Source organism: Sphaerospermopsis reniformis, assembly GCF_005402885.1.
Taxonomy (GTDB): Bacteria; Cyanobacteriota; Cyanobacteriia; order Cyanobacteriales; family Nostocaceae; genus Sphaerospermopsis; species Sphaerospermopsis kisseleviana.
Window position 1 is genome coordinate 1 of sequence record NZ_BJCE01000149.1, and the last position, 13639, is coordinate 13639.

Annotated in this window: 14 protein-coding genes and 1 pseudogene; 6 read left to right on the forward strand and 9 right to left on the reverse strand. The window is 37.0% G+C overall.

Features of this window, described 5'->3' with window-relative positions; all coding sequences use genetic code 11:
- Positions 1-127: 127 nt before the first annotated feature.
- Genes FFR48_RS18465 through FFR48_RS18475 form a run of 3 tightly spaced genes read right to left on the reverse strand, consistent with a single transcriptional unit; the run spans position 128 to position 3772 of the window.
- A complete protein-coding gene (locus FFR48_RS18465; RefSeq protein WP_137668377.1) occupies positions 128-712 on the reverse strand; it encodes an HNH endonuclease family protein in 585 nt (194 codons plus the stop codon).
- Positions 713-726: 14 nt separating this feature from the next.
- Positions 727-2025 (reverse strand): AAA family ATPase, encoded by a 1299-nt coding sequence (locus tag FFR48_RS18470; RefSeq protein WP_137668378.1) that lies wholly within the window; start codon positions 2023-2025, stop codon positions 727-729.
- Positions 2026-2029: 4 nt separating this feature from the next.
- Positions 2030-3772: an asparagine synthetase B family protein gene (locus FFR48_RS18475; RefSeq protein WP_137668379.1), complete on the reverse strand. Its 1743-nt coding sequence runs from the start codon at positions 3770-3772 to the stop codon at positions 2030-2032.
- Positions 3773-4051: 279 nt separating this feature from the next.
- Here FFR48_RS18475 and FFR48_RS18480 point away from each other — a divergent pair, with 279 nt between their 5' ends.
- A complete protein-coding gene (locus FFR48_RS18480) occupies positions 4052-4732 on the forward strand; it encodes a 5'-methylthioadenosine/S-adenosylhomocysteine nucleosidase family protein (protein ID WP_096565076.1) in 681 nt (226 codons plus the stop codon).
- 217 nt (positions 4733-4949) lie between these two features.
- Here FFR48_RS18480 and FFR48_RS18485 read toward each other — a convergent pair whose 3' ends face one another.
- Positions 4950-5186, reverse strand: a complete 237-nt coding sequence (locus FFR48_RS18485; RefSeq protein WP_137668380.1) for a hypothetical protein — start codon at positions 5184-5186, stop codon at positions 4950-4952.
- A gap of 394 nt (positions 5187-5580) precedes the next feature.
- Here FFR48_RS18485 and FFR48_RS18490 point away from each other — a divergent pair, with 394 nt between their 5' ends.
- Positions 5581-6579 carry a cyanophycin synthetase gene (locus FFR48_RS18490; RefSeq protein ID WP_137668381.1) on the forward strand — a complete coding sequence of 333 codons (999 nt, stop codon included), beginning with the start codon at positions 5581-5583 and terminating at the stop codon, positions 6577-6579.
- A gap of 108 nt (positions 6580-6687) precedes the next feature.
- Here FFR48_RS18490 and FFR48_RS18495 read toward each other — a convergent pair whose 3' ends face one another.
- Complete coding sequence (locus FFR48_RS18495) at positions 6688-7038, reverse strand: hypothetical protein (protein ID WP_137668382.1); 351 nt, start codon at positions 7036-7038, stop codon at positions 6688-6690.
- A gap of 306 nt (positions 7039-7344) precedes the next feature.
- On the opposite strand from FFR48_RS18495, the gene FFR48_RS18500 reads away from it, so the two are divergent.
- The gene (locus FFR48_RS18500; protein ID WP_096565084.1) at positions 7345-8280 is read left to right on the forward strand and encodes a DMT family transporter; all 936 of its coding nucleotides are present in this window, start codon (positions 7345-7347) and stop codon (positions 8278-8280) included.
- A 302-nt stretch (positions 8281-8582) separates the two neighbouring features.
- Here the strand turns inward: FFR48_RS18500 and FFR48_RS18505 are convergent, their stop codons facing one another.
- Positions 8583-9086: a pentapeptide repeat-containing protein gene (locus tag FFR48_RS18505; protein ID WP_096565086.1), complete on the reverse strand. Its 504-nt coding sequence runs from the start codon at positions 9084-9086 to the stop codon at positions 8583-8585.
- A gap of 29 nt (positions 9087-9115) precedes the next feature.
- Here FFR48_RS18505 and FFR48_RS18510 point away from each other — a divergent pair, with 29 nt between their 5' ends.
- Complete coding sequence (locus tag FFR48_RS18510; RefSeq protein ID WP_096565088.1) at positions 9116-9622, forward strand: YraN family protein; 507 nt, start codon at positions 9116-9118, stop codon at positions 9620-9622.
- 73 nt (positions 9623-9695) lie between these two features.
- Here the strand turns inward: FFR48_RS18510 and FFR48_RS18515 are convergent, their stop codons facing one another.
- Both FFR48_RS18515 and FFR48_RS30175 read right to left on the reverse strand, forming a co-directional pair.
- Positions 9696-10085: a hypothetical protein gene (locus FFR48_RS18515; protein ID WP_137668384.1), complete on the reverse strand. Its 390-nt coding sequence runs from the start codon at positions 10083-10085 to the stop codon at positions 9696-9698.
- Positions 10086-10169: 84 nt separating this feature from the next.
- On the reverse strand, positions 10170-10298 hold the full coding sequence (locus FFR48_RS30175; RefSeq protein WP_268932448.1) for a hypothetical protein: 129 nt from the start codon (positions 10296-10298) through the stop codon (positions 10170-10172).
- 36 nt (positions 10299-10334) lie between these two features.
- On the opposite strand from FFR48_RS30175, the gene queA reads away from it, so the two are divergent.
- Positions 10335-11459 carry a tRNA preQ1(34) S-adenosylmethionine ribosyltransferase-isomerase QueA gene (queA, locus tag FFR48_RS18520; RefSeq protein WP_137668385.1) on the forward strand — a complete coding sequence of 375 codons (1125 nt, stop codon included), beginning with the start codon at positions 10335-10337 and terminating at the stop codon, positions 11457-11459.
- Between the two features lie 386 nt (positions 11460-11845).
- Here the strand turns inward: queA and chlP are convergent, their stop codons facing one another.
- Positions 11846-13102, reverse strand: coding sequence for a geranylgeranyl reductase (gene chlP / locus FFR48_RS18525; protein WP_137668383.1), 1257 nt, complete (start codon positions 13100-13102; stop codon positions 11846-11848).
- 289 nt (positions 13103-13391) lie between these two features.
- Between chlP and FFR48_RS18530 the strand changes: the two are divergent.
- Positions 13392-13511 (forward strand): annotated as a pseudogene (locus FFR48_RS18530) (membrane protein insertion efficiency factor YidD); the annotation flags it as partial.
- Positions 13512-13639: the final 128 nt, after the last annotated feature.

Here is a 13639-nt window from a genome sequence, read left to right on the forward strand (position 1 = left end):
TTGAAATCCCAAAAAATGCACACTTTTTCCGGTATACCCTTCAAAACCCTTGCACTTTTTTCCTGTTTATCAGCCTCTAACCTTTGATATATCAAGGTTTTAGGTTTATTCAGCAAACCCTAATTAATTATTCTTTGTCAGAATTTGCTTGTTGTTTTTTAACTGCACGAGCAATTAGAGGAGCCATTTTTTCTAACCCTTCTAAGTCAATACTACCAGCACAATATAAATTATACCATACTTGACGCTGGCGCATCACTTGTGAGCCATTTTGCAAACGTAATCTTTTTAAAGTAAATTCTGCTTTTTCTAGTTTCTCAGGTGGTACTTTATCAGTAACAACTAACTGAAGAGAAGGTAACAAAATTTCAAACCACTCATCTTCCACTTCAAAGGGATCAAGAACTTGGTGATCAAGAGTACCTTTACTACTATTAATCCAACCAGAAGCAAAACGGTAATTACTCCATTCATAAGCTAAATGACGATGATTTTCACAAGATAAAAAATGCTCTAAAGTTCCTACAGGTTCATACATGACACTATAACCACAAAGATTATTAAAACCATCAGCTAAATCACTTTTGAATTTTGACCAATAATCTATAGGTCTTTTTTTATGATCTGTATTTTTTGCTAACCAATTATTACCAGGTTGTCGCACTTTTTCATCAAAATCTTGCGGTTCTAGTGGTGGATTAAACTTTAACATCTTTAGTATAAGTCTTATAAACCTGAATTGATTCTTTCTGCTGTGACTATCCAGCGCGGCCAAAATGGATCATGTCCTGGTAAAAGTTTTAGCAGTTCTTGATGTATTTGTGATTGTGTTTTCAAATGTTCGGGAAAATCGCTCATATCATTATGACGCATCCACGCTTCTGCTGCTTCAATAGCAATTTCTGATTCTTGAGAACGCGCTTGTTTTAGTCCAAATATTTCGGAAGTTAACCATCCTACTGTATCTCCTTGTTTAGTCCAGAAAATTTCATTCAGTTCAACGTCTTTTCCTTGCATTTCAAATAGAAATAATTTGTCCTTATCTTCATCAAAAAGTGGTTCTAATGAAGCTAAAACCAGTGGAGAATGAGTAGTAACTAAAGTTTGTATTTTCATATTTTGTTGTATATTTTCGATGCGGTAAGGAATAAAAATAGGCGGAGTAGTGACAAAAGGCATATCTTGTAATACATCATTGATTACTGATAAAACAGATGGTAAGATGACTCTTTGCCAGCGAGGATGCAGGTGAGACTCTATTTCATCAATTAGTAAAACTATTTGATTCATTGGTTCTTGCTGTGTTAGTTCAGCAGCTTTTAGGTGTTCATACCAAGTCCATACTAATAAATAAGCAAGTCCCAAAATTCTCTTCATTCCTGCTGATGCTTGGGTAATGGGAATATTACCGTAAGGAAGATTAATTGTAGGAATGTCTCTCACATCATCTACAGATACGCGTGTTGGTTCTCCTATTTCTATCCATTCATCTGGATGGGGAGCAAGTTTTTTGATTACATTAGATAAAATTTGAAATGGTGATTTTTGTGGTTTATTTTGCCATGTTCCCCAATCTTGAATTATACCGTTACAAATAACTTTTCTTTTGAACTTTAAGCCATTCCAAAGAGTATCTGTAGTAAAATTATAAGCACTCTCACGACTACGAAGAGGGTCAAAAACTGAGAAACTACCATCAACTCTAACAAAAATAACTACCTCGTTTAGTTCTGGAGGTAACTGGTTTTTTAACCATTGTTGTTCAGAAAAATTAAATCCACTTTGATAATCTTTTAAACCATATTTAGTTTCAATTTGGGATATAATTTCTGGGTGTTGTTCTGTATTTCTTTGTGGATAAGCAATTTGTTCTACCCAATTTCCGGTAAGTACCCACCAAGCAACATCTAATAAAAAGCTTTTACCTAGTCCATTATCACCAGTAAAGATATTAACTCTATCGGCAAATTCAACATCAAATTGAGCAGATGGTCCAACAGACCTTAAATGAAGTTCTTTTAACATTTGACTATTTCTTTAATACTGATGTATTTACCTGCAACCAAATTTCCAAACTTACCAATAACCATAGTTTAACACCATAACGCCCCCAAATATCACCTTTAAAATCTAACCAGTTTCGCAAAATATCCTGATTAATATAAGCGGAAATCTCACTATTTCTATTTAACAACAATTTCCGCGCTTGTTTTTGCCAATATTTCCTAAATCCTAATTGTACAGGAACCATCATTCCACTTTTAGGACGCTGAATAATTGTATCTGGTAAAATATCACTGACTGCTTTTTTCAAAACTGCTTTTTCTTCCACTCCTGAAAGTTTATATTCTGGGGGAATTTGCATACTCAAGTCAACTACTCGTTGATCAAATAAGGGTGATAAACCTTGTAAATTTGCTGCTTGAGTTAAGTTATTCACCTTTGTTAAAATGTGATCTGCTCCTTTAAATTTAATGTTCAATTTCATTAATCTATTTAAATAATTAGCATCGGCATTTAAATCATGGTAAAACACAGAAGATTCGTTTTTTACACTTTGCCAAATTTCCGGTTTTAAAAGTTGTGGTAAGTCTAAAGCACATTTTTGGAAAGATATTAAATAAGCTGTTAAAGCATCTTGATTATTAATTGTACCATATAAACTATTAATCAACATTGGTTGATTTTTTGGACCTCCAAAACAAGGATCTCCTCCTTCTCCATTTAATGTAATCTCTACATTTTCTCTCGCTAGTTTACCTATTAATAAATTTGGTACTGTTAAAGGATCACCGATAGGATCATCTAAATATAACATTGTTTCTGGTAAACGTTCCCACATTTCCCGAAAGGTAATTTCTAAAATGTGATGTTGTGTTTGACAATGTTGTGCAACTAAGCTAGAAAATTCTAATTCATTGGGTGTTTCTGTACCAAAATGAATGGAATAAGTATGCACTGGTGCGTTATGTAATTTTGCTGCTAATGCGGTAATACTGCTAGAGTCTAAACCACCAGAAAGAAATACTCCTAAAGGTTGATTTTCTGGTAAATATTCTTTGATAACTTGTTTTAATAAAGCATTTAATTTCTCGCTATACCATTCTAAAGGTTGATTAACATCTATTACTTTTTCTTGGAGTTGCCAATAATGATAAACTTGATTTGAAGGCATTTCTATAAGTGTGCCAGGACGCATTTCTTTAACATTTTTCCAAAGTGTTCTTTCTCCTGGAACAAATGCACAATAAAGATAATCTCTTAATGCTATTAAATCTAAGTCATTGTTTCTATGAGGTGCAAGGGTGGTTAATTTGGGAGCAATCCAGCAAGTTGAACCTTTAGTTGTATAATATAAAGTTCGACTACCTATGGCATCTCTGACTAAATATAATTCTTGCTTTTCTCGATCCCAAACTACTAAGTTAAACATCCCTAATAATAGGGTTAAACATTGAAAATTATACTTTTCCCAAAGTTGTACAATTATTTGTTGATTACTGATTTTTTGGGTAGAATCAATATTTATTCTTTGGAGGAGTTCTAAACGATTACTTAACCATATATCACCAACTAATACAAATCTTTCGTTAAGACTAATGGCAAAATTTTCGGAAGCATAAATAACAGCAAATTGTTGATCTTGCCAGGTAAAATCTGCTTTTAAAGCATCTACATTATTATCTAATTTTCCATAAGCTACATACCAATTAGGTATTACTTGAAAATTAGAATTTACTGATTGAGGATTTTGAAAAAGATTAAAAAACATATTAAATTAACTATGAAGGTACTTAGACACAAAGCAGTTTATACCGTTTCTTTATGAGCCTGCGCTAAATTTTCTGACCTCTTTCTTTGTGTTCTTTGCGTCCTTTGCGGTTCGTTATATAATTTAGCGCATCTTCATACAGAATTGGTATTACCAAAGGGTAAGCTGTTGTGCATTTAATTTGTATAAGTGGAACAGGCATCTTGCCTGTTAAACAAGAGTTCAGAATATTAGGATTATACAATTTAGCTGTATAACAGCTTATTAAAAATAACAGGAATGATTAACACAATTTTAGTACCCCAAGGAGCAGAAAACCAAGCCGTTTGTCGTGGTTTAAGTCGTGTTAAAGGTTTGCAACCGCAGGTGATAGCAATACCCCTGGGAATGAAATCACTGTACCAGTTTTTGGAAAAAAATTGTCAACATTTAAATCAACTCAATCAACGCGTGCTGCTAATGGGTTTATGTGGCAGTTTAAATGAGCATTACAAGGTTGGTGATATAGTTCTCTATCGAGATTGTATGTATCAAAGAAATCTGCAAAAGTGCGATCGCACCTTGATCACAGAGATATATAACCAACTTGGGGATAAAGTAGCTTTTGTTCAGGGATTAACGAGCGATCGCGTCATATCCCTAGCAGCAGAAAAACAAAATTTACATCTACAATCTGGCGCTGATGTTGTTGATATGGAAGGATTCACATTCTTAGAATTTTTCCAGCCACTGGGGATATCAACCGCAATATTACGAGTCGTTAGTGATGATACTCTCTATGATATACCTGACCTGACAACAGCCATTAGTGCCGATGGTTCACTTCAACCTCTACCCCTGGCCTTAACATTCATCCGTAAACCCCTAGCTGCTACCCGCTTGATTCGTAGTTCCTTACAAGCACTCAAAATATTAGAAACCGTAGCTTACTGTTTAGCCAGTTCCTCAACTCGGATATAGATCCCCGATTTCTTTGCGAAGTCGGGAATCTGAGGATCACTTCAATAATGGACAATTAACAATGAAAAATTGACAATTACCTCTCCGTTGAAAGGAGAGGCTTGAAAAAGCGAAATTTTTGGCTTTTTACCCTGTAAAGGGAAGTTTTTAAACGTTGAATGAAAAAATTGCCAATTGTCACTTGTCAATTATCAATTATCAATTGATAACTCAAAGCTTAAATCGCTGCTGCTTCCCGTTGAGAATCAAAGAAAATCTCGAAAGAACCATCAGGTATGAGTTGACGCAAGTGCTGAATATAACCATCTGCATCTGAACGACTACGGAATCTGGCAATAATTATACGCTCTTGATTCGCAACCACACGAGCTATAGCCCAACTATTCAGCCGATTTCTATAAGAAATTGCTGGATTTTTTGATTTGGTATCTTTGTCATCTGTGTTTTGTGGCATGATTATATTATCCGTATGAATTTGATTGATTGGCGTTAGTGTGTCTCTTAGGGGGAATAACACTAGCGCCTTTAATTGATGATGCCACTTTGTTATTACATAATTCTTGGATTGTCAATACTTAGTGCAACAATTTGTTTTTACTAGGCAATAAAACCTAGAAAATATTATTTCCAGAATTTTCACGATACACAAATAAAGTTAATATTAACAGTGCTGAATGCTTGGTAAATAAAACAACATTTTTCGTTAAAAATTTACCTCTTACTTAGACAAAATTACATATCAATTTGTAAATCATTGTAGCATGAATCTACAATTTGTGAGAATATATATTGCGTATTGCCCCCTACTAATCTGGGAAATCATCTGATACATTAAACAGGAATGTTGTATGAAATTCACTGCATCAATTTTAAAAAAAGTTGCTACAGAAATGGGCGCTTCTATTTTAATAGAACCTGAATATGAACTAATTGGACATATTACGTTTAAAAATGGGAAAATAACCGTTTTTGATAACACGAGATTCAATATTAATGGTTTTGGTTCGGCAAATTTAGCACAAGATAAAGCCTTTTCTAATTATTTTTTGGGTAAACTTGGTTATCAAGTTACGGAAGGAAAAACATTTTTTAATGATAAAATGTGTGCAAAAGTCGCCAACCCCAGAAATATCCATGATGGTTGGAACTATGCCCAAGAATTAGGATTCCCTGTAATTGTTAAACCTTTAAATCTCAGTTTAGGAATTTTAGTTACTAAAGTATATAATAAACAGGAATATTATCAAGTAGCAGAAAAAATACTTGCTACTCAGTCTGTCTTAATTGTAGAAAGATTTTATCAAGGTAATGACTTTAGGATTTTAGTTTTAGATAATGAAGTTATAGCGGCTTATCAAAGAATACCTTTATCTGTCACTGGTGATGGTAAATCTACTATTTTAGAATTACTACAAAATAAACGTGAACAGTTAATCAAAACAGGGGAAAAAATATTAATTGATGTCGAAGATTTCCGCATTATCAAGAAATTAAACAAACAAAATCTGAGCTTTGATAGTGTACTTGCTGAAGATACTTTAATTTATCTTTTAGACAACGCAAATCTATCTACAGGTGGTGATGCAATAGACTTCACGGAAAATATTCATCCTGATTTTCAAAAATTGGCGATTAATATCACTAAAGATATGGGTTTGAGATTAGCAGGTGTAGATATTCTCACCGCTGATATTACTCAACCCATAGTAGATTATACTGTAGATTATACTCTGTTGGAAATTAATAGCGCCCCTGGTTTAGCTCATTATGCCTTACTGGGAGAGCAGCAAATACAGAAAGTAGAAGATTTATATCGGAAAATTTTGCAAGCATTAGAAAACGAATAAATGTGGTAAGGAGTTAGGAGTTAGGAGTCAGGAGTCAGGAGTCAGGAGTCAGGAGTCAGGAGTAGATTCAATCCAAAATCCAAAATCTAAAATCCAAAATCGAATGACTCACCAATTTTTACCTAACAGAGATTCAAATTCTGCTTGTAAAGCTGTAATTTCCCCAACTCTAGCCACCAGCAAATTATCTTTACCAGCATCTTGTAATCTAGTTTTCCAATATTGAATAGTCTCTGCATTATTCAACCAAAATTCAATCACTGTATCTACCACTTGATCTAAATTCCAACTACCAGCAGTTGGAACTGATTCTACAGATTCTAGAAACGCATCTAATGTACAAGTTTGAGTTCCCAAATATTCAACTTTTTGGTGTAGAGGTTTTTCTAAACTTTGTTGTTGGTGATTGAAAAAGTATAAAATTGGAGATACTCCTACAATGTCAAAAGTATAGTTCATGCCCATCCTCCAAATCTGTTGAGTTGTTAGTCTATTGACTGGAATCTGTAAACTATTTAATTTTTTATGAGTGATTTCAGCATCAAATATGATTGCTATATATTCAAATATAACGCCAAAAAACAGAAATTACAAGTTCAATCTACTGATTTTAAAATTTTTTAAAATTTTTTAAAAAATTAGCACTTGTGAACTGAGAGTGCTAATTTTGAGTGCCATTATTATTTAATATATATTTGATATATTATAAAAATAGTTTCCAGGCTTATTTGGGGAGTTAAGATCATTTTTAATAGTTTCTTAGTTATTGGCTTAACTAATGGTAGAGGTGAATTAGCAGCCTTGTCTGCTGCCTGTTTATGGGCGATCGCTTCCGTGGTATATGGAGTATTAGGGCAACGCATTCCGCCCTTACAGCTAAATTTAATCAAAGGCATAATAGCGATCGCCCTGTTGCTAATTACAATCGTCATCAGCGGTGATTTTTTACCCACCCTTGCACCCTTAAACTTATTATTTCTACTCCTCAGTGGTGCAGCAGGTATTGGTTTAGGAGATACAGCTTTTTTAGCAGCTATTAACAGACTAGGCGCACGTCGGGTTTTGCTGTTGGGAACTTTAGCCCCTCCCATGAGTGCGATCGCTGCTACAATTTTTCTCCAAGAAAGTCTGAACATCAATGCTTGGTGTGGTATTTTACTCACTATTTTGGGTGTTGCTTGGGTTGTTACCGAAAGAGTCAGTAATAATGGTGAAGGTGCAACCACACAACTATGGCCAGGAATAGGGTTAGGTTTGTTAGCAGCAGTAGCTAACGCCATCGGTGCTGTTTTTTCCCGTGCAGCATTTACAGGTACGAATATTTCCCCTTTGTGGGCAGCATTATTCAGATTAATTGCCGGAGTATTAATAATTTTAATTTGGGCATTTTTGCCCAATCAGAGAAATAACGTCTTTGTATATCCTTATTGGCAGTCAAAACGAGTTATATTAGCCAGTTTTTTAGCTGCTTTTTTAGGCACTTATTTAGGAATTTGGTTACAACAAACAGCCATTAAATTAACTAACGTGGGTATTGCCTCAACCCTCATGCAAACCAGCCCTATACTTGTAATTCCCATTGCTATCTTTATGGGTGAAAAAGTCAGTTTGAGAGCTATTATAGGGGTAATAATTGCAATTTTCGGAATTAGTTTATTAGCTTCCATCACTTCACCCATCTCAGTTAGAAACATTCTCTAGAACACCGATTTATTAATCGTAAGGGCGTATAGCATTCGGACAGAATATGAACTGCTTTCAGCGATAGGTTATCACCCGAATGCTTCGCCCCTACAAGGTAAAAACAGATTACCTAGCATTACTGAATCGACGTTCTAGCTTATACCGGAACTTAAGTTCCGGGCGGGTTTGGAAGCTAAACAAAAAAGCTATTTGTGGTCTGAGTTGACACCAATGAGCATTGCTAAACCCCTACACAGGAGTCACAATGTTTGATCAAGCTGACCATTAACTCCTGACTGCTGATAGCCGAATAGTAGTAACTACGGACAGAATAAAGTATCTCTTGTATCCCTACCCGTGACAGGATTAGTACCTTTAGCCAACTTGCATAATTTTTTTTGCTCATCTGAACGCAGCAACACATCAGTAAAATCTGCTCCGTCAATTATAGCACCATCAAATTTGGCACTAGCCGCAAATGCACCTTCCAAAACAGCATTAGTTAAATTGGCTTTAATCAAACGTGCAGAATCCAAGGTAGCATTAGTTAAATCAGCCCCCGTTAAATTTGCTGATTCTAGATTTGCAGCAAAAAAGCTCACACCACGCAAGTTAGCACCACTAAAATTACTCTGACGAAGGTTAGCCTTAGTAAAGCTAGAGTCTGTTAAATCACGTCCAGAAAAATCTGCTTCTATCAAAATTTCTTTGTTGTATTCTAGTGCTAAAGCTGGTGATGCTAAACCTATTAATGCCGTTATGGGAATGAGCGCCCAAAGCAGTAAACTGAGGATAAGTGACAAAAAACGATACTTAATATTCATGGTATTTTTTGTATTGGGTTTATTAATTCATGTCTAAACCTCCTCCATCTAATTATGCTGATATTGGTAACATAGGAGAAGACCTAGTAGCACAGTGGTTAAAATCTACAGGTTGGGAAATTCTGCACCGTCGCTTTTCTTGTCGCTGGGGAGAAATTGATATTATTGCCCAGTACCATGATACAAAAGAAACAGCAAACAAGCAAACTACCAATCATCAAAACTCAATACTGGCATTTGTAGAGGTAAAAACCCGCAGTGCTGGTAGTTGGGATGCTGGAGGTAGAAACGCTATCACCCCAAAAAAACAAGCAAAACTCTGTCACACAGCAGGAATATTTTTAGATCAGTATCCTGAAAAAGCTGATTATTCTTGTCGTTTTGATGTCGCTATTGTCTTTTGTCAACCCTTGTCCCAAAATCTTCAGGGGGCAAGATTTACCCCAGAAACCCTAGCTAATTTATCAATACCAGGATATGACTTTAAGCTGCTCGAATACATTCCAGCAGCTTTTGATCTATCAACCATAAATTGATAATTAGTAATTGGTAATTGGTAATTGGTAATTGGTAAACTTCCTTCTGTCACCTGTCACCTGTCACCTATTTTCAAGCCAAAGTTTCTGGACAATAGCCCAAACCTTGGACAAACTGTTGTCTGAATGCTTCGATTTCTTCTTTTTCTGAACTACCATGAGATACAATAGCTACTTGGTAGCGACGCATTACGTCCACGGGATACTGTCCCGCCTCCAAGCTCCAAAGTGCCATTTGTATCCTCATAGGTGGCTCATAACTAATTCCTAATTCATTGAAGAAAGCCCGAAAATCACCGTCTTCTTGGGCTGAGATCGGTTCTCTAAGTTTAATCCTCACTACCCAACCATCAATTTGATGAATTACGGTGATAAAAGAAACAGGAGTTTGGGGTCTGTTGTGCAGGTGTTGAACTACCCTGAGCGTTAGACTAGCATTTGCCAGGTAATATAAATATTCCATGATGGTGTTTGGGATCAAATCTAATCCTACATCTATATCTTCCTGGTTCAAGGATAGTTCCTGCTAGGGTAAAAGTCCCCGTTTTTATATGGGGAGATTTACCCAATTTTGATGATTGGTGATTGGTGATTGGGGACTGGTGACTGGTGACTGGTGACTGGGAGGATGAATAACCCAATGCCCAATGCCCAATGCCCAATGCCCAATGCCCATTACCCATTACCTATTCCCTGTTTACCTTTTAGAAAAATGTCTAACTTAGAAAATCAAGGTGTGGATTTAGACCGTTCTTTATCTGGCTATGATTATGAACTACCGACGGAATTAATTGCCCAAAACCCGGCTGTTCCTAGAGATAGTTCTCGTTTGTTGGTGATAGATTCCCTGAGTACGGGAGTAGAAAAACCAGCACTTGATTACATTTTCCGAGATTTAGTGGAAATACTCAAATCTGGGGATTTGTTAGTGATGAATAATACGAAAGTTATTCCAGCCAGGTTATATGGCCGCAAATCTACGGGTGCGGAGGTAGAGGTTTTGCTGTTGGAAGAACGACAGCATAACTGTTGGTTGGCTTTGGTGAAGCCGGGAAAATACTTTAAACCAGGAACTCAGATTATTTTTGATGGGCAAAAATTAGCTGCGGGTAATGAACTAACAGCCACAGTTGTAGAAAGAGATGAAGCCAATGGGGGGCGGTTATTGCAGTTTGATTTACCGGAAAATGTGCCTTTGGTGCAAGTATTGGAGAAGTTCGGGGAAATACCTTTACCTCCTTATATTAATGCTTCCTCTGCTGCTGATGAACAATATCAAACTGTCTATGCCCAGGAACAGGGGGCGATCGCTGCACCCACAGCCGGGTTACACTTTACACCAGAACTTTTACAAAAATTACGCGATATTGGCATTAATCAAGCTTTTTTAACTTTGCACGTCGGTGTGGGTACTTTTCGTCCAGTGGAAGTAGAAGATGTAACAACTCACCAAATGCACGAAGAATGGATTGAAGTTAGTAATGCTACAGTAGAACAAATTAAGGCTACTAAGGCTGCTGGAGGGCGAATTATTGCCGTTGGTACTACAGTAGTTCGGGCGTTAGAAGGTGCGGCACAATCAGGGGATTTACAACCTTATGTGGGCAAGGTAAATTTATTTATCTATCCTGGTTATCAATGGCGAGTGGTACAAGGTTTGATTACGAATTTTCACTTACCCCGTTCTAGTTTATTGATGCTGGTAAGTGCGTTGATTGGTAGAGAAAGATTGTTAAAAATTTATGAACAAGCGATCGCATCTCGATATCGTTTTTATTCCTTTGGTGATGCCATGCTGATCTTACCTCAAGCAACTATTAATGCTGGTGATTGGTGATAGGAAGCAGGAGGCAGGAGGCAAAACTTATTAATTTTGACTTTTGACTTTTGACTTTTGACTTGATTTATTCCCTATTCCCTATTCCCTAATTATTTCCCAAACTTCACCCTAGCGTTCACGAAGTGCAGCGTAGCTATCGCTCTTCCCCATAACTAGCAACTTGGGTTATCTAGATGTCTTATTTTTCCGTCAAATTATCACCCAAATGCTTTTTACTATGAGACTGGGAATTTATTCCCAGTCCGGTGATGGTTTTAACCTCAAGTTGAGAAAAATCAGCTTTTGCTAAACCCCTACAGCAATCAGGATATCCAGGAATGAGAAAAAATAAAAAATTAACATTCCCAGTCCCCAGTCCCCAGTCCCAAGTCCCCAGTCACCCATTAAGGAGCAAGTGCGTTACCACGTAACAAACTACCTATGGTTTTCGCTGTAATTTTCAATTGTGTAATGGGGTTAGCTGGAACAACAGTTTTATACAAATAGCTATCAAAAGTTAGCCGTTGTACATCCATGTCATCACACATTTCTACAAACGCTTCGCGGGTAGCATCGGAACGGTAGAACACGGTTTGCAGAATATCCAACACTTTGTAAGTGAGTCCGTATTTCTTATCCCAACGTTTGATGTAAAGTTTCAACTCTTTCTCAGAAGGAATACGCGCACCATTGTTAGAAACCTCAACAATGGTTTCTGCACACATCCGCCCAGACTTCGCTGCAAAATAAATACCTTCACCAGAAGACTTGGTAACATAACCCGCAGCATCACCAACCAAAGCGATCCGGCCAACTACACGACGAGGACGGGGATGTTCAGGAATGGGGTGAGCTTCTACCTTGATGATTTTACCACCAGCTAATTTTTCCGCAGCACGGGCGCGAATACCAGCTTGTAATTTCTTGATGTCTCGTTGGTTAACGTGCATTGTGCCAGTACCAACTGCTACGTGATCGTATTTGGGAAATACCCAAGCGTAGAAGTCAGTAGAAACATCATCACCTACATACATTTCCGCTAAGTCATGGTAGTAGGCCATTTTGTCTTCAGGAATGCGAATTCTTTCTTGGAAGGCGATCGCATAATTGTAATCCCCTGCATCCATTTCCTTAGCAATGCGGGAGTTAGCACCATCAGCACCAATAATCAAATCTACCTTTAGGGTTTTAGGTTCTCCCCTATCACCACCTACGGCATGATCAAAATAATGAATTGTATAGGGATCATTGTTATTGGTGGGTATATCCAGTTTTTGAACTGTACCGTTAATTAAGTTTGCGCCTAATTTAGCCGCACGGTTACGGAGAAAACCATCCAGAACCTCACGACGGCACATTCCTATATATTCTTCTTCATTTACCAGATTGATATCTACCTCACGATTAGAGGGAGAAATCATTTTCATTTTCCGCACTTGACGGTCAATGATTTCTGGAGGTAGATCAAATTCACTTACCATACACAGGGGAATAGCACCCCCGCAAGGTTTAGCGTTATCTAGCTTGCGCTCAAATAAATATGTTTCAATGCCAGCTTTTGCTAATGTCTCAGCAGCGCATGAACCGGCTGGGCCCGAACCCACAACAGCAACCCGTAATGTCAAAGGTTTACTCCCAATCTTCACATTTACCGAAAGCATCCTATCATGGAGTTTCGGCTGATATGACGCTCAAGCTTAATGTTTTGACAGAATTGCAATATTCCTTAACATTTCGTCATAAAAACGCAAGTAAAAATACTCAATCAAGGGTTATGAGTAGATTTTTGTAAATGATAACTACAAAAAATTCTAATATTAACTAAGTTGTTGGTTTTCTGGTTTAGGCTGGGGACTGGGGACTGGGAACTGGGAAAAATACAAATAATTTCCCCTGCTCCCTGCTAACTTGCTTCTTCACTATATCCCCACATAAAAACGGGATTTTTATATGCAAATTTCTCTATGGGATGCTGTGAGTAGAAACATTAGTGTTTCTGCAATTAGCGGATATCAAAAATACCTTTCTCCCCATAAAGGTTTTGCTTGCGCTCATCGCGTTTTGTATGGTGTTGACACTCTGCGGTCTAAAGACACGCAGATTCTTTAAGACTTGCTCAAAAGGGATAGTCAATTATCCCCCTACGCGCTCAAAACAACTACCAGTACGACAGGTATTGCAATTGCGTTTACTTTTAT

What these genes read in the sequence shown, in the direction of transcription:
- FFR48_RS18465 (WP_137668377.1), bottom strand. Translation starts at nt 712, where the DNA reads ATGTTAAAGTTTAATCCACCACTAGAACCGCAAGATTTTGATGAAAAA.
- FFR48_RS18470 (WP_137668378.1), bottom strand. Translation starts at nt 2,025, where the DNA reads ATGTTAAAAGAACTTCATTTAAGGTCTGTTGGACCATCTGCTCAATTT.
- FFR48_RS18475 (WP_137668379.1), bottom strand. Translation starts at nt 3,772, where the DNA reads ATGTTTTTTAATCTTTTTCAAAATCCTCAATCAGTAAATTCTAATTTT.
- FFR48_RS18480 (WP_096565076.1), top strand. Translation starts at nt 4,052, where the DNA reads ATGATTAACACAATTTTAGTACCCCAAGGAGCAGAAAACCAAGCCGTT.
- FFR48_RS18485 (WP_137668380.1), bottom strand. Translation starts at nt 5,186, where the DNA reads ATGCCACAAAACACAGATGACAAAGATACCAAATCAAAAAATCCAGCA.
- FFR48_RS18490 (WP_137668381.1), top strand. Translation starts at nt 5,581, where the DNA reads ATGAAATTCACTGCATCAATTTTAAAAAAAGTTGCTACAGAAATGGGC.
- FFR48_RS18495 (WP_137668382.1), bottom strand. Translation starts at nt 7,038, where the DNA reads ATGAACTATACTTTTGACATTGTAGGAGTATCTCCAATTTTATACTTT.
- FFR48_RS18505 (WP_096565086.1), bottom strand. Translation starts at nt 9,086, where the DNA reads ATGAATATTAAGTATCGTTTTTTGTCACTTATCCTCAGTTTACTGCTT.
- FFR48_RS18510 (WP_096565088.1), top strand. Translation starts at nt 9,116, where the DNA reads ATGTCTAAACCTCCTCCATCTAATTATGCTGATATTGGTAACATAGGA.
- FFR48_RS18515 (WP_137668384.1), bottom strand. Translation starts at nt 10,085, where the DNA reads ATGGAATATTTATATTACCTGGCAAATGCTAGTCTAACGCTCAGGGTA.
- FFR48_RS30175 (WP_268932448.1), bottom strand. Translation starts at nt 10,298, where the DNA reads ATGGGCATTGGGCATTGGGCATTGGGCATTGGGCATTGGGTTATTCAT.
- queA (WP_137668385.1), top strand. Translation starts at nt 10,335, where the DNA reads ATGTCTAACTTAGAAAATCAAGGTGTGGATTTAGACCGTTCTTTATCT.
- chlP (WP_137668383.1), bottom strand. Translation starts at nt 13,102, where the DNA reads ATGCTTTCGGTAAATGTGAAGATTGGGAGTAAACCTTTGACATTACGG.